The sequence below is a fragment of the Buttiauxella sp. AC142 genome, assembly GCF_979253435.1.
In genome coordinates, this window is the sequence record NZ_CEEDCH010000001.1 from 4760036 (window position 1) to 4778432 (window position 18397).

Genomic DNA, 18397 nt, shown 5'->3' on the forward strand with positions numbered 1-18397 from the left:
AGTCCTGCACGAACGTGGCAGGATAACCTTTCATTGAATATTTTTTGCGCGAGTTATTTCCTATGTTGATGCTTTTCCTCACGGTGGCGGTTCTACATATCGTCGCATTGATTACCCCTGGCCCGGATTTCTTCTTTGTCTCGCAGACAGCCGTTAGCCGTTCACGTAAAGAAGCCATGATGGGTGTGCTGGGTATTACCTGCGGCGTCATGGTCTGGGCCGGTGTGGCGTTGCTCGGCCTTAACCTTATCCTTGAAAAAATGGCATGGTTACACAGTATTATTATGGTCGGCGGGGGCTTGTATCTGTGCTGGATGGGGTATCAGATGCTGCGCAGTGCATTGAAAAAAGAAACGGTTAAGCCGACAGAAGAAGTCAGTGTTGAGCTGGCTCGCAGCGGGCGTAGTTTCCTGAAAGGCTTGCTGACTAATCTCTCGAATCCTAAAGCTATCATTTACTTCGGCAGCGTGTTTTCACTGTTCGTCAGTAATGATGTTGGCAGCGCCGAGCGTTGGGGGTTATTCGTGATGATTGCCCTGGAAACCTTTGCCTGGTTCACCGTCGTTGCCAGCTTGTTCGCACTGCCGCAAATGCGCCGTGGTTATCAGCGCGTTGCGAAGTGGATTGATGGAGTTGCCGGTGCATTGTTTGCCGGATTCGGCATTCACCTGATCATCTCCCGTTAATTATGCCTGGCGTGCTCCGGCAAGGAGTGCGCCAACCAGCATAAACAGCGAACCAAATACGCGGTTCAACGCTTTCATCTGCTTTGGCCCTTTAATCCAGCCTGCAATTCGCGTCGCCAGCGTCGCATAGCCAATCATCACAATAATATCGACCACTACGGTGGTTACGCCGAGCACTAAATACTGCGCCGCCTGTGGCTCATGGGGTGCGATAAACTGCGGGAAAAGTGCAGCCAGAAACACAATGCTTTTGGGGTTGGTCAGGTTCACAAAAATTGCACGTTTAAACAGGCGGCTGCGTGGTTGGCTCGTGGCGAGAGTGTTCAAGTCAATGGCACCTGCGGCACGCCATTGCTGAATGCCAAGCCAGATAAGATAAGCAGCCCCCGCCCATTTCAGAATTTCAAATGCCAGCAGCGAACGTGAAAACAATGCGCCGAGGCCAATCCCAACTAATACGATGTGAATCGCCAGCCCGGTTTGCAGCCCGGCAATCGACGCCGCTGCTCCTCGATAGCCATGGCTAATGGCGGTAGTCATCGTATTTATCGCCCCGGAACCGGGTGAAAGACTCAGGATTATCGTGGTCAAAAGATAGGTTAACCACCACTCAACGCTCATGTGAAATTCCCTGGATGGACACTTTTATGCCACAATACGCTATTGTTGATGAGCGTGCTACGAATCACAAAAAAGCGATATGACTCAGCATAAAAATGGATGGTCAAACAGGGAAAACGCCTTTGCGGCTTTCACCACCGGTCCGTTGATGGACTTCTGGCGACAGCGCGAAGAGTGTGAATTTTCAGGCGTCGATGAAGTGCCGGTACGCTACGTACGGTTTCGCTCGCAGGATCATGACCGGGTGATTGTTGTTTGCCCTGGGCGCATCGAAAGCTACGTCAAATATGCTGAACTGGCTTATGACTTATTCCATTGTGGATTCGATGTTTTAATCATCGACCATCGTGGACAAGGCCGTTCAGGACGCATGCTATCGGATTCGCATCGTGGCCATGTCGCGAGATTTAGCGACTATGTCGACGATTTTGACCGCTTTTATCAGCATGAAGTTGCTAATGGCCCGTGGAGAAAACGCTACGCATTAGCGCATTCCATGGGCGGTGCCATCATCACTTTGTGGCTTGAAAAAAACTCACAATGTTTTGATGCGGTTGCACTTTGTGCGCCAATGTTTGGCATCGCGCTGCGCTGGCCGGACTGGATGGTGCGTCATATTCTTGACTGGGCCGAGGGACATCAGCGTTTTCGTGAAGGTTATGCAATCGGAACAGGCCGCTGGCGCGCTCTACCATTTGGCGTTAATGTCCTGACCCATAGCCGTGAACGTTACCGCCGCAACCTGCGTTTTTATGCTGACGAGCCAGCATTGCGGGTGGGCGGGCCAACGAATCATTGGGTAAGAGAAGGGATACTCGCAGGAGAACAGGTTTTAGCGGGAGCCACTGCTATCACCACGCCGATTTTTATCCTGCAGGCAGAAGAGGAACGTGTGGTGGACAACCGCGCCCATGACCAATTCTGTGAAATTCGAGCCGCGGCGGGCAACCCTTGTGAGGGGGAAACACCTTACGTCATAAACGGTGCGTATCATGAGATCCTGTTCGAAAAGGACGATATGCGGACCGAAGCGCTGAATGCCATCATCGCTTTTTTTGATAGGCATAACTAAATACCGACTTAAACACCAGAGGTTCCAAATCCTATGTACCATGTCGTTGCGTCTGACTTAGATGGCACGTTGCTGTCCCCCGATCACCTTCTTACTCCGTATGCAAAAGAAACGCTGAAACTGCTCACTGCTGAAGGAGTTAATTTCGTCTTCGCAACGGGTCGCCACCATATCGACGTGGGGCAAATTCGCGATAACCTCGAAATCAAAGCCTACATGATCACCTCTAACGGCGCGCGCGTGCATGATACTGACGGCAACCTGGTGTTCAGCCACGATCTCGACCATGACATCGCTCAGGATCTCTTTGGTGTCGTGCATACCAATCAAGATATCGTGACCAACGTCTATCGCGGCGATCAGTGGTTTATGAACCGCCATCGTCCTGAGGAGATGAAGTATTTTAAAGAAGCCGTGTTTAACTACAGCCTGTTTGAGCCAGGTTTGCTGGAAGCCGATGGCGTCAGCAAAGTGTTCTTCACCTGTGATTCTCACGAAAAATTGCTGCCGCTGGAGCAAGCGTTGCTCGCTCGCTGGGGCGATCGCGTGAACGTGAGTTTCTCGACGCTGACTTGCCTGGAAGTGATGGCAGGTGGCGTGTCAAAAGGCCATGCGCTGGAAGCAGTATCCAAAGCGATGGGCTACGGCCTGAAAGACTGCATTTCCTTTGGCGACGGCATGAACGACGCTGAAATGCTCAGCATGGCGGGCAAAGGCTGCATCATGGGCAACGCTCACCAGCGCCTGAAAGACTTGCTGCCAGAACTGGAAGTCATCGGCACCAACGCGGATAACGCGGTTCCACATTACCTGCGTAAGATGTTCCTCGGTAAAGATTGATTCGTGAAATAGAGTGGTGAATAAATCACCACTCGTCAACCAAATAGTTCAGCTCCGGTTCATACCCTTCGCTACAATGGTGAATAAATTGCCTGTAGTTGAGACTTCATCGTGCCGTTACTCATCATCACCACCATTCTGTGGGCCTTCTCTTTTAGCCTGATTGGCGAATACCTTGCCGGGCATGTCGACAGCTATTTTTCCGTGCTGATGCGCGTCGGACTTGCGGCATTAGTGTTCCTGCCGTTCCTGCGCTTCAAAGGCTACAGCGCGAAAACGCTGTTGCTGTACATGCTGGTGGGCGCGTTACAACTCGGTGTGATGTACCTGTTTAGCTTCCAGGCTTATCTCTACCTCACCGTTTCTGAATTCCTGCTGTTTACGGTAATGACGCCACTTTACGTCACGCTGATTTACGACCTGATCAGTGGCAACAAACTGCGCTGGGGCTATGCGTTAAGCGCCGGGTTGGCGGTGATTGGCGCGGCGATTATTCGGTACGACAAAGTCAGCGATCACTTCTGGATTGGACTGTTACTGGTGCAGGGCGCAAACATCTGTTTCGCCATCGGGATGGTGGGTTATAAACGCCTGATGGAAACGCGCCCGATGCCGCAACGTTGCGCATTTTCGTGGTTCTACCTCGGGGCGGCAGTCGTGGCTGTAACAGCCTGGTTTGCGCTTGGGAACCCGCAAAAACTGCCGACGACAAATCTGCAATGGGGCATTCTGGTGTGGCTTGGGGTTGTCGCGTCAGGATTGGGGTACTTCATGTGGAACTACGGTGCCACGCAGGTGGATGCGGGCACGCTCGGCATCATGAACAACGTGCATGTTCCGGCGGGGCTGCTGGTTAACCTCGCCATCTGGCAAGAGCAACCCCACTGGCCGAGTTTTATTATTGGTGGGTCGGTGATAATGGCTTCGCTATGGGTACATCGCCATTGGGTCGCTCCGCGTTCTTCACAAACGGCAGATGCTCGCAAGCGTGTGAACGCGTCGAGCGAATAAAGGCTTCCGTCACCGGTTGACGCTGCTCGCCATCGCGCACGGCTGCGTACAACCGGCTCCACAGTCCTTCACCCAGGGTTTTGGTCACAACCAGACCCTGGCGTTCAACATTCTCCACTACCCAATGCGGCAGCGCGGCAATTCCCATGCGTGCCGACACCATCTGAATCAACAACAACGTGTTATCGACACTTTTCAGCGACGGACTTACGCCCGCTGGTTGCAGGAAATGCCGCCAGATATCCAGACGTTGGCGCTGGACCGGGTAAATCAATAACGTTTCGCTGCTCAAATCTTCCGGCTCAATACGCGTTTTATTCGCCAGCGGGTGATCCGTGGCCAGCACCAGGCGCACTTCATAATCAAACATCGGCGAATAGTGCAGACCGCTGCGCGGCAGGATGTCAGACGTTAACACGATATCCAGCTCACTTTGTTGCAGAGCAGGCTGCGGGTCGAACGTCACGCCAGATTTGAAATCCAGATCCACCTGCGGCCAGGTTTTATGGAAGTTTTCCAGCGCGGGCGTCAGCCACTGAATACAGCTATGGCATTCGATTGCGATGCGAAGCCGGGTCTGGTGTGGTTCGTTACAGGCCTGTAGCGCGCGGCTTATCTGCGGTAACACTTGTTCAGCCAATTGCAGTAGCACCTCGCCCTGCGGCGTAAACCGTAGTGGCTGACTTTTACGGACAAACAGGCGGAACCCAAGCCGCTGCTCCAGATCGCTGAACTGATGAGAGAGCGCCGATTGGGTTTGATGCAACGCGGCGGCGGCGGCGGCTAAAGAGCCGCAATTTCGTAACGCCTGGAGCGTCCGCAGGTGTTTGATCTCGATCATGAAAGTCCTTCACTTCGGCATGAGCAAATTGCGCTTGAGGAATATACAGTACATTTGCAAGATGGCGGTGTAAACATCTGGATGGCTAAATACGAAAAATTCCTCAAGGGCATAACATGACAATACTTAATCACACCCTCGGCTTCCCACGTGTTGGCCTGCGTCGCGAACTGAAAAAAGCACAAGAAAGCTACTGGGCAGGCAACTCCACTCAGGAAGAATTGCTGGCGGTGGGCCGCGAACTGCGTGCTCGCCACTGGGAACAACAAAAAGAAGCTGGTGTGGAACTGCTGCCAGTGGGCGATTTCGCCTGGTACGATCACGTTCTGACCACCAGCTTGCTGCTTGGCAATGTGCCGGCTCGTCATCAGAACGCGGACGGCAGCGTCGATATCGACACTTTATTCCGTCTGGGCCGTGGCCGTGCACCCACTGGTGAGCCAGCCGCAGCCGCTGAAATGACCAAATGGTTCAACACTAACTACCACTACATGGTCCCGGAATTCACCAAAGGCCAGCAGTTCAAACTGACATGGACACAGCTGCTGGATGAAGTAGACGAAGCGCTGGCACTCGGCCATAACGTAAAACCTGTGCTGCTTGGCCCGGTCACTTATCTATGGCTGGGTAAAGTGAAAGGCGAGCCGTTTGACCGCCTGAGCTTGCTGAAAGATATTCTGCCGGTTTACCAACAGGTGCTGGCTGACCTGGCAAAACGCGGCATCGAATGGGTGCAAATCGACGAACCTGCATTGGTGCTGGAGTTACCGCAAAAGTGGCTGGATGCGTTCCAACCGGCTTACGATGCACTGGCGGGTAACGTTAAACTGCTCTTGACCACCTATTTTGAAGGCGTGACGCCCAATCTGAATACGATTACGGCGCTGCCCGTTCAGGGTTTGCACGTCGACTTCGTGCATGGCAAAGACGATATCAACGCGCTGCATCAGCAACTGCCAGCCAACTGGCTGCTATCGGCGGGTGTGATTAATGGCCGTAACGTCTGGCGTGCTGATTTAACGGAGAAATATGCGCAACTGCAGGGTCTGGTGGGCAAACGTGATCTTTGGGTTGCCTCTTCTTGCTCGCTGTTACATAGCCCAATCGACCTGAGCGTTGAAACCCGTCTGGATGCAGAAGTAAAAAGCTGGTTTGCCTTCGCGCTGCAAAAATGTGCCGAGTTGTCTTTGTTGACCGAAGCCCTGAACAGCGGCAACACTGAAAAACTAGTTGAGTGGAGTGCGCCAATTCAGGCTCGCCGCCATTCACAGCGTGTCCATAATGCGGCAGTTGGCAAACGTCTGGCGACCATTACGGCGCAAGACAGCCAACGCCAGAGTGACTACGCCGATCGTGCCGTGGCACAGCGCCAGCGCTTCAATCTCCCGACCTGGCCGACAACGACTATCGGTTCATTCCCGCAAACGACGGAAATTCGTGGCCTGCGCCTGGAGTTCAAAAAAGGTAACCTGGATGCGAATAACTATCGCACCGGTATCGCCGAACATATCAAACAAGCCGTTGCTGAACAGGAACGCTTAGGTCTGGACGTGCTGGTGCATGGTGAAGCGGAACGTAACGACATGGTGGAGTATTTCGGCGAGCATCTCGACGGTTTCGTATTTACGCAAAATGGTTGGGTGCAGAGTTACGGTTCCCGCTGTGTGAAACCACCGGTAGTGATTGGTGACATCAGCCGCCCGGAAGCGATTACCGTGGAATGGGCGAAATACGCGCAATCCCTGACCGACAAACCGGTAAAAGGCATGCTGACTGGTCCGGTGACCATTTTGTGCTGGTCGTTCCCGCGCGAAGATGTGAGCCGTGAAACTATCGCTAAGCAAATCGCATTAGCGCTGCGCGACGAAGTGGCAGATCTGGAAGCAGCAGGTATCGGCATCATTCAGATTGATGAACCGGCACTGCGCGAAGGTTTACCGCTGCGTCGTTCCGACTGGCAGGCGTATCTGGGATGGGGTGTGGAAGCCTTCCGCCTGAACGCTGCCGTGGTACGAGACGACACGCAAATCCACACGCATATGTGTTACTGCGAGTTCAATGACATCATGGATTCTATTGCAGCGCTGGATGCAGACGTGATCACCATCGAAACCTCGCGTTCCGATATGGACCTGCTGGAGTCATTTAAAGAGTTTGAATACCCGAATGAAATCGGGCCGGGCGTATATGACATTCACTCACCGAATGTGCCGAGCGTGGAATGGATTGAAGCTCTGCTAAGGAAAGCGGCAGAGTCTGTTCCGGCAGAACGTTTGTGGGTGAACCCGGACTGCGGTCTTAAAACCCGTGGCTGGACGGAAACTCGCCAGGCACTGGCAAACATGGTGAAAGCGGCACAGAATCTGCGTAACGCTTAAGTAAAACGGTGGATGACGCTGGCGCTTATCCACCCTACAAAATTTAAACGTGTATGCCGGATAAGCACAGCCTCATTCGGCATTATTGCTTTTTCTCTATCTTCCAGTTTCTGGGTTCGATGGTCTTACAGAGTTCTAAGTCAGTGACATAATAATTGCCGAGTTTTTCTTGCGGGCAATTACTATAAGGTGAAAACATTAATCCGATGGGGATTAGGAATGCGATAATGAAGCCTGAAAGGGTTACAAACGCAATGAATGGTGTAAGGATAATACCAATTGCTGTTTGGGTGGTGGGCGGCTTTATCCCTTTTGTGACAAGTACGCGAAGACCCAGGAATATACCGTAGACATAAACAGGAATTCCTGCTGCCCCAGCTATAGCTTTAGTATGGTAAACGATAATTTCGTCATGCATATATAATGAGTGAAGGTCATACATTGGTACGGAGAAGAAAATAAAATAAAGGATGACTGACATAATTGCTATCATGACGACAGCCGCACCACGATACAGTAGCCATTCTAAAATAGTTTCTCTATTCATGTCTTTCTATCTTCCAGTTTCTGGGTTCGATGGTCTTACAGAGTTCTAAATCAGTGACATAATAATTGCCGAGTTTTTCTTGCGGGCAACTGCTATAAGGTGAAAACGCCAAGCCGATGGGGATTAGGAATGCGATGATGAGACATACTATGCTGACAATTAAACTAAATGCTCCATAAATTCTTCCAATGAAGGTTTGGGTCGTTGGGGGTTTTATTCCTCTCATGAAAAGTACTCGAAGTGAAATTAATATAAAGTAAATATATATTGGGGTTCCTGCTGCTCCAGCGACAGCTTTAGTATGGTAAACGATAATTTCATCATGCATATATAATGAGTGAAGGTCATACATTGGTACGGAGAAGAAAATAAAATAAAGGATGACTGACATAATTGCTATCATGACGACAGCCGCACCACGATACAGTAGCCATTCTAAAATGGTTTCTCTATTCATGTCTTTCTATCTTCCAGTTTCTGGGTTCGATGGTCTTACAGAGTTCTAAGTCAGTGACATAATAATTGCCGAGTTTTTCTTGCGGGCAATTGCTATAAGGCGAAAACGCCAAACCGATAGGGATTAGGAATGCGATGATGAATGATAAGAAAGTTACAATGACACAAACGCCGCTACAGACTTTACCAATAGAGGTTTGTGTTGTAGGTGGTTTAACTCCTTTGGTAAAAAATACTCGAAGAGCAACGAATATAGAATAGATGCAAAGAGGTATGGCCCCTACACAAGCAACAGCTTTAGCATGATAAACGATGATCTCATTATGTAATAATAATGATCGGAGATCGTACATTGGTACGGAGTATAATATGAAATAAAGTAATGCGTACATTATGAGAATCAAAACGACAGCAGCGCCACGATACAGTAGCCATTCTAAAATAGTTTCTCTATGCATTTTTAGTCCGATGTATTCGCGAGTAAGTTTAGAAATGAAGAAGAGTGTTGCTGATTCCACTCGTTCATCCGTTGCTCTTCTGCCAGGGCAATACGTAATTTTTCTTTTAGGCTGGCAGATAAACCAAGCTGATCATCTAATGCATTTAATTCTATATTTAGAGCTATACCTGCGATGATAACTATAGATGCTGTAACAATTACTGGCGCTCCCAGTAAAACAAATACTCCACCCACAACCCCAAGCACCACACTTGACACAATAATCTTTGCGACATCCATCGTGACATCAACTAAAAAATCAACCAGATCATAATTCGATTTAAATATCAGTTCCACGGCTCGCCAGGCAAGTGAGCAACAAATACAAAATTTAGTGCCTTTAACAATTGAAGTACCGAGTCCACGTATTCCAATCCCCATTTCCAGTATTTGTGGATTGCGTAAACTATAACGTGTGCCATTCAGAATACGTCGTAATGCAGGGTAGCCAGTTAATTTAATATAATCCGTTCCGCCTATACGGCATTTTAGCGCTCTGATTCCCAGTGACTGGAATCTGATAACGAGTTTTCCAAATTCATTATGGTATGTCATCAATTTACTGGCAGTTCGAAACCCATCCAAACCGTCTTTAATGTTTCCTGGGCCAGCCCGGTAAGAAAACATGTAATCGACCTTGCCGAGAAGTTCATCCACAACATTCTGCGCTTCATCCAGCGTAAGCAACATGATGTAGCGGCTTTCTGTAATAAATGTACCGTTCATTACGGCCATATCACGTATTGCGGGGCTCATGCTGGGAAAGGAGCTAAAGGTATGCTCGTCTAACAAATAGTCTTTGGGTTTATGCGGCCTCAGTTCTGACATGATTTATTCCCTTTATCATGGTTTCTTAAGAAATATGTTTTAAACAGAAGGTTTTCAGATTCTGTTCTTAAGAATAAAGGGATGCAAATTATTTATAGAATCAATCCGGGTATTAACTATTTATATACTTAATACCCATCCTGTAAATTATTGATTAAATATATAAGCCAATAAAAATATGTAACAGGCTATAGAACTAAGTTCCCTCTACTTAAACCCACCTTCATTTTCGAATGTAATCAATAATCCATACACCAACGTGTTGTAAGGCGACAGGATTAAAAAAAGCAGACTCAAGAGTGTGAGCTAATACACTTATTATTGATAGGGTAAATGCCCCGGTAGTACCAGGGCGAAATCCGTTACTTCTTGGCCGCGTAACGCTCGAACCAGCGCAGCATGCGCTGCCAGCCATCTTTTGCTGATTCTTCATGGTAGCTCGGACGATAATCTGCATTGAAGGCATGACCTGCTTGGGGATAGACGATAATTTCTGCGTTAGCATTCGCTGCGCGTAACGCCTGGCGCATGGTTTCTACGGTATCCAGCGGTATTCCCGTATCTTGCCCGCCGTACAGTCCGAGTACCGGTGCATTAAGGTTGATAGCCACATCGACCGGGTGATGTGGAGAATTCAGCGATTTTTCTCCCACCAGTTTACCGTACCAGGCGACCGCCGCTTTCAGTTGTGGATTATGCGCGGCGTATAACCATGCGATACGTCCGCCCCAACAAAAACCAGTCACCATCAGGCGGTGTGCATCACCGCCATTTCTCGCTGCCCAGTTGGCTACGTGATCGAGATCTGCCAGAACTTGTGCATCGGGAACTTTAGAAACCAGCCCGCTAAACAGCGTCTGAATATCAGCAAAATCATTAGGATCGCCCTGGCGAAAGTAGAGTTCCGGCGCGACAGCGAGATAGCCTTCTAACGCCAGGCGACGGCAAACATCGCGAATATGTTCATGTACGCCGAAAATTTCCTGCACCACAATTACGATCGGTAAAGAGCCTTCAACACCTTTCGGCCTGGCGTGGTAAGCGGGCATGTTTTCGCCCTGAGTGGGTATAGAGGTTTCCCCTGCCAAAACTCCGTTGTCCGGGGTATGTAATACAGTGGAAGCAAGAGGGGAGGCCGCGGGTGCGAAATTTCCGCCCGGCGATTGACCTGATTGTTGTTCTTCTTTCATTGTCATTATCCTTTTTTAATAACGCACAGCGGTAACTATAGCCAACCCCGTGCAAATTGAATGAATTTGGGAGTGGTTCGGTGTCTGTTGTTTAGGTATAAGCGCAATGAATGAATACCTGCATAAATGTGATTTTCATCACTATTGCAGTTGAAAATAATGTAACTTGTTTCATTCAAAGTGAAATGCGTCACGAAATTCTTTACCGGGGTTCTGTACAGTACCTCTAAGCAATGCAAGCCAACCTATTAAACAGAGGAGTCTGTTATGTCCAAGTCTGATGTTTTTCACCTCGGCCTCACTAAAAGCGACCTGCAGGGGGCAACACTTGCCATCGTCCCGGGCGACCCTGAGCGAGTTGAAAAAATCGCTGTACTGATGGACAAGCCGGTCAAATTGGCTGCCCACCGTGAATTTACTACCTGGCGTGCTGAGTTAGACGGCAAGCCAGTGATCGTCTGCTCAACCGGTATCGGTGGCCCGTCTACTTCTATCGCTGTGGAAGAATTAGCGCAGTTGGGCATTCGTACCTTCTTGCGTATTGGCACGACCGGTGCGATTCAGCCACATATCAACGTCGGTGATGTTCTGGTGACTACGGCTTCTGTGCGCCTTGATGGTGCCAGCCTGCACTTTGCGCCAATGGAATTCCCAGCGGTTGCTGATTTTGCGTGTACCACCGCTCTGGTTGAAGCTGCGAAGTCTATCGGCGCGACCACGCACATTGGTGTGACGGCGTCCTCCGATACTTTCTACCCAGGCCAGGAGCGTTACGACACCTTCTCAGGCCGCGTAGTGAACCGCTACAAAGGCTCCATGGAAGAGTGGCAGCAGATGGGTGTGATGAACTATGAGATGGAATCCGCCACACTGTTGACCATGTGCGCAAGCCAGGGTCTGCGTGCCGGTATGGTTGCAGGCGTGATTGTAAACCGTACTCAGCAAGAAATTCCTAACGCTGAAACCATGAAGAAAACCGAAAGCCACGCGGTGAAAATTGTGGTCGAAGCTGCTCGTCGCTTAATCTAATCCCTTAAAGCCGGTGCAAGCCGGCTTATTTTTACGCTTTGCGTAACGCCTCGCAGTAAACTCCTTTTCATCTGGACATTTATACAGCACAATTTTATTTTGCTGATGCCTGGTATGGCTTTGTGGGAGTGACTGTGGATATTTCTATTTTATTCGGGCTCGGTATTGCGCTGGTTGGTGTTCTGACTGGCTGGTTGCTGGCAAGTTTGCGGGCAGCACAGCGGCAATCTGCACTGTATGAAGAGCAGCGAGAAATCTACGGCGAACTCACTGCTGCCCGGCAAGAAATGCAGCAAAACCAGCACTGGAAAGAGGAATGCGAGCAACTCAATCGTGAATTACGCACGCAGCTAGAAATCAACAGTGCGCAGGAAGCGGATATCCGCGAACTCTCCACATTGCTGGAGCAAACCCGTCTAAATGCTGACGATAAACATCGCCAGATGCTTAATAGCGAACAGCGACTCAGCGAACAATTTGAAAACCTCGCCAACCGAATCTTTGAACAAAGCGGCCGAAAAGTTGAAGAACAAAACCGCCAAAGTTTGAATGGCTTGCTGTCGCCATTGCGCGAACAACTGGATGGCTTTCGCCGCCAGGTGCAGGATAGCTTTGGTCAGGAGGCTCGCGAGCGGCACACGCTGACTCATGAGATCCGCAACCTTCAGCAGCTAAATGCTCAGATGGCGCAAGAGGCGCTAAACCTCACCAAAGCCCTGAAAGGGGATAACAAAACGCAGGGTAACTGGGGCGAGGTCGTATTGACCCGCGTACTGGAAGCATCCGGTTTACGTGAAGGTTATGAATACGAAACTCAGGTGAATATCCAGCTCGAAAATAACAGCCGTATGCAGCCAGATGTCATCGTACGTTTGCCGCAAGGCAAAGATGTGGTGATCGACGCCAAGATGACGCTGGTGGCCTATGAACGTTATTACAATGGCGACGACGAGTTAACGCGAGAAAGTGCGCTCAATGAACATATTGCAGCGATGCGTAATCACATTCGTATGCTGGGCCGCAAAGATTATCAGCAATTACCGGGTTTGCGTTCGCTGGATTATGTGTTGATGTTTATCCCCGTCGAACCTGCATTTTTACTGGCGATTGACCGCCAGCCTGAACTCATCAGCGAAGCGCTGAAAAATAACATCATGCTGGTTAGCCCAACCACATTGTTGGTGGCATTAAGAACCGTTGCCAATTTGTGGCGTTATGAACATCAAAGCCGGAATGCGCAACAAATTGCCGAACGTGCCAGTCGGCTATATGACAAAATGCGCCTCTTTGTTGATGATATGTCGGCGATAGGCCAGAGCCTCGATAAAGCGCAGGATAACTACCGGCAGGCGATGAAAAAACTCGCTTCGGGACGTGGCAATATTCTCGTGCAGGCCGATGCGTTTCGTGGCCTGGGCGTTGAGGTTAAACGTGAGATTAATCCAGATTTGGTCGAGCAGGCCAGATTTGAAGAAGACGTTAATTCAGCTCGCCACGAGCATGAATTAGATGAAGAAAACCTGGATGACAACAATTTGGATAACAGACATATCGTGGGTGAACGTTAAACCCAGGTCAAGCGCATGGCTTGAAGCATAGGGCTTTAGGCCTCATTCTGTTACACTTCACAAACATTTTTTGGACAAGCAGGCATTGAGATGGTTGAAGAATCCCAGGAAACAACACACTTTGGTTTTCGCACTGTAGCGAAAGAGCAAAAGGCCGATATGGTCGCTAATGTGTTCCACTCTGTGGCCGCAAAATACGACGTAATGAATGATCTGATGTCATTCGGCATCCATCGCATCTGGAAGCGTTTCACCATTGATTGCAGTGGTGTCCGTCGTGGTCAGCGTGTACTCGATTTAGCGGGAGGCACCGGTGATTTAACCGCTAAATTCTCTCGTCTGGTCGGTGAAACAGGCGAAGTGGTTCTGGCAGATATCAACGACTCAATGCTGAAAATGGGCCGCGAGAAACTTCGCAATATCGGTGTAGTTGGCAATGTGAACTATGTTCAGGCTAACGCCGAAGCTCTGCCATTCCCGGATAACTTCTTTGACTGCATCACTATCTCTTTCGGTCTGCGTAATGTGACAGACAAAGAGAAAGCACTGCGTTCTATGTATCGCGTATTAAAGCCGGGCGGTCGCCTGTTGGTTCTGGAGTTCTCCAAACCGATTATCGAACCCCTGAGCAAAGCCTACGACGCGTACTCATTCCATATTCTGCCGCGTATCGGTGAAATCGTGGCGCAGGATGCAGAAAGCTACCGTTATCTGGCGGAGTCGATTCGCATGCATCCGGATCAAGAAACGCTGAAAGCGATGATGGAAGATGCGGGCTTTGAAAACACCACTTACTTCAACCTGACTGCTGGCGTTGTTGCTTTGCACCGTGGTTATAAATTCTGACAGGGAGTTCGTGATGCCTTTTACACCTCTGATGACTGCTGGGATTGAAAGTGTTCTCAATACCTTTCTCTGGCGTGACCGGGGATTAAAAGCGGCACGTCAGCGCTTAATGGGTAAGGTGTTGCGCGTCGAGCTCAAAGAGTTCGCTTCTCCCCTCGTTTTAGTCTTCAGCGAGCAGCAAATTGACGTGTTAGGTCAATGGGAAGGTGAAGCAGATTGTGTGGTGAAAACCGCTCTTAGCACTCTGCCAAAACTGCGTGACAGGCAACAGCTTACTGCGCTGATTCGTAGCGGTGAGTTGGAAGTGGAAGGCGATCTTCAGGTCGTTCAGAATTGGGTCGCGTTGATGGACCTTGCTGAATTTGATCCGGCAGAATTATTGGCTCCGTATATCGGAGACATTGCTGCAGAAGGCATCGGCAAGGTGATTCGCGGCGGCAGTAAGTTGCTAAAAAAAGGCTTCAGCCGTAACCAACAATACCTTTCAGAAGCGATTACTGAAGAGTGGAAGATGGCTCCAGGCTCGCTGGAAGTCGCATGGTTTGCTGAGGAAACGGCAGCAGTCGAACGTCAGGTCGAAGCACTCGTTGCGCGACTGGAAAAACTGGAGAACAAATGACGCCTGGAGAAATTCGCCGCCTCTATTTCATCGTTCGCACTTTCTTGAGTTACGGTTTGGATGAGCTGATCCCGCGTATCCGCATTACGCTGCCGTTACGTATCTGGCGACGTATGCTTTTCTGGATGCCAAACCGTCATAAAGACAAACTCCTCGGTGAGCGTTTACGCCTGGCATTACAGGAACTGGGTCCGGTATGGATTAAGTTTGGGCAGATGCTCTCAACTCGTCGCGACCTGTTTCCACCGCAAATAGCTGATCAGCTTGCCATGCTCCAGGACCGTGTTGCCCCGTTTGATGGAGCATTAGCAAAACAACAAATCGAACAAGCGATGGGCGGCATTCCTGTTGAGACCTGGTTCGATGATTTTGATATCACACCGTTGGCGTCGGCTTCTATCGCCCAGGTTCATACGGCTCGCCTGAAAGAAAATGGCCGAGAAGTGGTCATCAAAGTGATTCGCCCGGATATCCTGCCGATTATTAGAGCCGATATGAAGCTTATCTATCGCCTCGCGCGTTGGGTGCCACGACTCCTGCCTGATGGTCGCCGTTTGCGCCCGTTGGAAGTGGTGCGTGAATACGAAAAAACACTCATTGATGAGCTGAATCTTCTACGTGAATCTGCGAATGCTATCCAGTTGCGTCGGAATTTTGAAGACAGCCCAATGCTGTATGTGCCGGAAGTGTTCTCTGACTATTGTAGTCAGGACATGATGGTGATGGAGCGCATCTACGGCATTCCCGTTTCTGATATTGCCATGCTTCACAAGCAAGGGACTAACATGAAATTGTTGGCAGAACGTGGCGTGCAGGTGTTCTTCACTCAGGTTTTCCGCGACAGTTTCTTCCATGCTGATATGCATCCTGGCAACATCTTTGTTAGCTATGAGCACCCGGAAGATCCGCAATATATCGGTATCGACTGCGGCATTGTTGGCTCGCTCAACAAGGAAGATAAGCGCTATCTGGCAGAAAACTTTATTGCTTTCTTTAACCGTGATTATCGCAAAGTGGCTGAGTTGCATGTGGACTCTGGCTGGGTGCCTCCCGATACCAACGTTGAAGACTTTGAGTTTGCGATTCGTACTGTTTGCGAACCTATCTTCGAGAAACCGCTGGCCGAGATTTCTTTTGGCCACGTGTTGCTGAACCTGTTTAACACGGCTCGTCGCTTTAATATGGAAGTTCAGCCACAGCTTGTTTTGCTGCAAAAGACGCTTCTTTACGTTGAAGGCCTCGGAAGACAGCTTTATCCAGAACTGGATTTGTGGAAAACAGCCAAACCTTTCCTGGAAGACTGGATCAAAGATCAGGTTGGAATACCGGCACTTATTCGCACCCTTAAAGAGAAAGCGCCGTTCTGGATTGAAAAAATGCCAGAGCTACCGGAACTGATGTACGACAGTTTGCGCCAGGGTAAACAATTACAAAATAGTGTTGATAAAATAACGCGTGATTTACAACGCAATCAGGTTCGTCAGGCACAATCGCGCTACCTGTTCGGCATCGGTGCGACGCTGATGATAAGCGGCACGTTATTACTCATTAACAAGCCTGAATGGGAATTTATGCCTGCCTGGATAATGGCTGGCGGCATTGTGACCTGGTTGATTGGCTGGCGGCGCTCGGCCTGAGTTGTTTTTAATCGTTTTTAACAGACAACGTGCGGTACAATACAGACCGTTATTCTTTTTATCACTGTGACTTTGAGGCAACATTATGGGTGGTATCAGTATTTGGCAATTGTTGATCATTGCCGTGATCGTCGTTCTGCTTTTCGGCACCAAAAAACTCGGTTCTATCGGCTCTGATTTGGGCGCATCCATCAAAGGCTTTAAAAAAGCCATGGGTGACGATGAAGACAAAGAGAAAGACAAATCCGTTCAGGATGCTGATTTCACAGCGAAAACGCTTGCTGATAAGCAGCCTGGCGAAGTGAAGAAAGACGAAGCAAAGAGCAACGATAAAGAGCAGGTGTAAACCGTGTTCGATATTGGTTTCAGTGAACTGCTACTGGTATTCGTTATTGGCCTGATTGTTCTCGGGCCACAACGTTTGCCTGTGGCCGTTAAAACGGTTGTTGGCTGGGTGCGCGCCCTGCGTTCACTTGCGGCAACCGTACAAAATGAACTGGTTCAGGAACTGAAAATCCAGGAGCTGCAAGACAGCCTAAAGAAGGTTGAAAAAGCGAGCATGGATAACCTGACTCCGGAGTTAAAAGCCTCCATGGATGAGCTGCGTCAGGCGGCTGAGTCTATGAAGCGCTCGTACACGCATGAACCTGAGAAGGCGAGTGACGAGGCTCATACCATCCATAACCCGCTGGTCAAAGATGCCGAGGACAGTCACGACGGTGTGACACCTGCAGCGGCTGCGCATCAGGCTAGTGCGCCTGAAAAAGTGCCTGAAACTGCAACGGAAGAAGCATCTGTCGAGTTAATTCAGCCTCAGATTAAACCCGTCGCAGAGCCAGTCAAAACTCCAGTTTCTTCTCAACCTTCGAGTGATAAACAGTAAACATGGCCGTTGAAGATACCCAACCGCTTATCAGCCATCTGATAGAGCTGCGCAAGCGACTGTTAAATAGCATTATCGCTGTGCTGGTGATTTTCCTGGCACTGGTTTACTTTGCCAACGACATTTATCAGATTGTCTCCGCCCCGCTGATTAAGCAGATGCCGATTGGGTCAACGATGATTGCGACCGATGTTGCGTCGCCGTTTTTTGCCCCAATTAAACTGACAATTTATGTCGCCGTGTTCTTATCGGCTCCAGTCATTCTTTACCAAATCTGGGCGTTTATCGCGCCTGCACTCTATAAGCACGAGCGCAAATTAGTGATGCCACTGCTGTTTTCCAGCACGCTGTTATTCTACATCGGCATCGCTTTTGCTTATTTTGTTGTCTTCCCGCTGGCATTTGGTTTCCTGACCAAAACTGCGCCAGTCGGTGTCATCGTATCGACCGACATTACGAAATACCTCGATTTTGTCATGGCTTTATTTATGGCGTTCGGTGTGGCGTTTGAAGTGCCGGTTGCCATTATTTTGCTGTGCTGGATGGGAGTAACTTCACCCGAAGCGCTGAAACAGAAACGCCCGTACATTTTAGTTGGTGCGTTTGTGGTCGGGATGCTGTTAACACCACCGGATGTGTTCTCGCAGACGCTACTGGCGATTCCGATGTACTGCCTGTTTGAAGTAGGGATTTTCTTCTCTCGTTTCTATGTCGGTAAAGGGCGTAGAAGAGGTGAGGAAGAAGACCCAGAAGAAGCACCAGAAACAGAAGACGATCACTCTAAGTAAGAGTCATAATATCAGGCCGCCCATCAGGGCGGTCGTCGTTTGGAAGGCACAATTTAGA

At 49.5% G+C, this 18397-nt stretch carries 20 protein-coding genes; 13 read left to right on the forward strand and 7 right to left on the reverse strand.

The window, feature by feature from the left end; translation table 11 throughout:
- Positions 1-62 precede the first annotated feature (62 nt).
- On the forward strand, positions 63-686 hold the full coding sequence (gene rhtC, locus AC0IWZ_RS22210; RefSeq protein ID WP_034492268.1) for a threonine export protein RhtC: 624 nt from the start codon (positions 63-65) through the stop codon (positions 684-686).
- On the opposite strand, the gene rhtB is transcribed toward rhtC, so the two are convergent.
- Positions 687-1307, reverse strand: coding sequence for a homoserine/homoserine lactone efflux protein (rhtB, locus tag AC0IWZ_RS22215; RefSeq protein ID WP_034492168.1), 621 nt, complete (start codon positions 1305-1307; stop codon positions 687-689).
- Between the two features lie 79 nt (positions 1308-1386).
- On the opposite strand from rhtB, the gene pldB reads away from it, so the two are divergent.
- From pldB to AC0IWZ_RS22230, 3 genes are all read left to right on the forward strand, one after another.
- Positions 1387-2379: a lysophospholipase L2 gene (pldB, locus tag AC0IWZ_RS22220; RefSeq protein ID WP_034492167.1), complete on the forward strand. Its 993-nt coding sequence runs from the start codon at positions 1387-1389 to the stop codon at positions 2377-2379.
- Positions 2380-2412: 33 nt separating this feature from the next.
- On the forward strand, positions 2413-3219 hold the full coding sequence (yigL, locus tag AC0IWZ_RS22225) for a sugar/pyridoxal phosphate phosphatase YigL (protein ID WP_034492166.1): 807 nt from the start codon (positions 2413-2415) through the stop codon (positions 3217-3219).
- A gap of 111 nt (positions 3220-3330) precedes the next feature.
- Positions 3331-4230 carry a carboxylate/amino acid/amine transporter gene (locus AC0IWZ_RS22230; RefSeq protein ID WP_410374311.1) on the forward strand — a complete coding sequence of 300 codons (900 nt, stop codon included), beginning with the start codon at positions 3331-3333 and terminating at the stop codon, positions 4228-4230.
- Here AC0IWZ_RS22230 and metR read toward each other — a convergent pair.
- Complete coding sequence (gene metR / locus AC0IWZ_RS22235; protein WP_034492162.1) at positions 4118-5071, reverse strand: HTH-type transcriptional regulator MetR; 954 nt, start codon at positions 5069-5071, stop codon at positions 4118-4120. The two genes, AC0IWZ_RS22230 and metR, sit on opposite strands and share 113 nt — an antisense overlap.
- 116 nt (positions 5072-5187) lie before the next feature.
- Here metR and metE point away from each other — a divergent pair, with 116 nt between their 5' ends.
- Positions 5188-7449: a 5-methyltetrahydropteroyltriglutamate--homocysteine S-methyltransferase gene (metE, locus tag AC0IWZ_RS22240; protein WP_471678465.1), complete on the forward strand. Its 2262-nt coding sequence runs from the start codon at positions 5188-5190 to the stop codon at positions 7447-7449.
- 82 nt (positions 7450-7531) lie between these two features.
- Here metE and AC0IWZ_RS22245 read toward each other — a convergent pair whose 3' ends face one another.
- The 5 genes from AC0IWZ_RS22245 to AC0IWZ_RS22265 all read right to left on the reverse strand — a co-directional run bounded on the left by AC0IWZ_RS22245 (position 7532) and on the right by AC0IWZ_RS22265 (position 10969).
- Positions 7532-7996, reverse strand: coding sequence for a hypothetical protein (locus AC0IWZ_RS22245; protein ID WP_471678464.1), 465 nt, complete (start codon positions 7994-7996; stop codon positions 7532-7534).
- The gene (locus AC0IWZ_RS22250; RefSeq protein WP_471678463.1) at positions 7989-8453 is read right to left on the reverse strand and encodes a DUF1240 domain-containing protein; all 465 of its coding nucleotides are present in this window, start codon (positions 8451-8453) and stop codon (positions 7989-7991) included. The genes AC0IWZ_RS22245 and AC0IWZ_RS22250 overlap by 8 nt, the downstream gene beginning before the upstream one ends.
- Positions 8446-8910, reverse strand: coding sequence for a DUF1240 domain-containing protein (locus tag AC0IWZ_RS22255; RefSeq protein ID WP_471679461.1), 465 nt, complete (start codon positions 8908-8910; stop codon positions 8446-8448). The genes AC0IWZ_RS22250 and AC0IWZ_RS22255 overlap by 8 nt, the downstream gene beginning before the upstream one ends.
- Before the next feature lie 2 nt (positions 8911-8912).
- On the reverse strand, positions 8913-9779 hold the full coding sequence (locus AC0IWZ_RS22260) for a hypothetical protein (RefSeq protein WP_471678462.1): 867 nt from the start codon (positions 9777-9779) through the stop codon (positions 8913-8915).
- Positions 9780-10141: 362 nt separating this feature from the next.
- Entirely contained in the window at positions 10142-10969 is an 828-nt protein-coding gene (locus tag AC0IWZ_RS22265) for a dienelactone hydrolase family protein (RefSeq protein WP_471678461.1), read from the reverse strand.
- 267 nt (positions 10970-11236) lie between these two features.
- Here AC0IWZ_RS22265 and udp point away from each other — a divergent pair, with 267 nt between their 5' ends.
- The 8 genes from udp to tatC all read left to right on the forward strand — a co-directional run bounded on the left by udp (position 11237) and on the right by tatC (position 18339).
- Complete coding sequence (gene udp, locus AC0IWZ_RS22270; protein WP_034492150.1) at positions 11237-11998, forward strand: uridine phosphorylase; 762 nt, start codon at positions 11237-11239, stop codon at positions 11996-11998.
- 134 nt (positions 11999-12132) lie between these two features.
- A complete protein-coding gene (gene rmuC, locus AC0IWZ_RS22275; protein WP_471678460.1) occupies positions 12133-13566 on the forward strand; it encodes a DNA recombination protein RmuC in 1434 nt (477 codons plus the stop codon).
- A 90-nt stretch (positions 13567-13656) separates the two neighbouring features.
- On the forward strand, positions 13657-14412 hold the full coding sequence (ubiE, locus tag AC0IWZ_RS22280; protein ID WP_034492146.1) for a bifunctional demethylmenaquinone methyltransferase/2-methoxy-6-polyprenyl-1,4-benzoquinol methylase UbiE: 756 nt from the start codon (positions 13657-13659) through the stop codon (positions 14410-14412).
- A gap of 13 nt (positions 14413-14425) precedes the next feature.
- Positions 14426-15031, forward strand: a complete 606-nt coding sequence (gene ubiJ / locus AC0IWZ_RS22285; RefSeq protein ID WP_034492145.1) for a ubiquinone biosynthesis protein UbiJ — start codon at positions 14426-14428, stop codon at positions 15029-15031.
- Complete coding sequence (gene ubiB, locus AC0IWZ_RS22290) at positions 15028-16668, forward strand: ubiquinone biosynthesis regulatory protein kinase UbiB (RefSeq protein ID WP_034492143.1); 1641 nt, start codon at positions 15028-15030, stop codon at positions 16666-16668. Before ubiJ ends, ubiB begins: the two co-directional genes overlap by 4 nt.
- 85 nt (positions 16669-16753) lie before the next feature.
- A complete protein-coding gene (tatA, locus tag AC0IWZ_RS22295) occupies positions 16754-17014 on the forward strand; it encodes a Sec-independent protein translocase subunit TatA (protein WP_034492140.1) in 261 nt (86 codons plus the stop codon).
- Between the two features lie 3 nt (positions 17015-17017).
- Positions 17018-17551 carry a Sec-independent protein translocase protein TatB gene (gene tatB, locus AC0IWZ_RS22300; protein WP_034492138.1) on the forward strand — a complete coding sequence of 178 codons (534 nt, stop codon included), beginning with the start codon at positions 17018-17020 and terminating at the stop codon, positions 17549-17551.
- Positions 17552-17553: 2 nt separating this feature from the next.
- The gene (tatC, locus tag AC0IWZ_RS22305) at positions 17554-18339 is read left to right on the forward strand and encodes a Sec-independent protein translocase subunit TatC (protein ID WP_471678459.1); all 786 of its coding nucleotides are present in this window, start codon (positions 17554-17556) and stop codon (positions 18337-18339) included.
- The last annotated feature ends 58 nt before the right edge of the window (positions 18340-18397 follow it).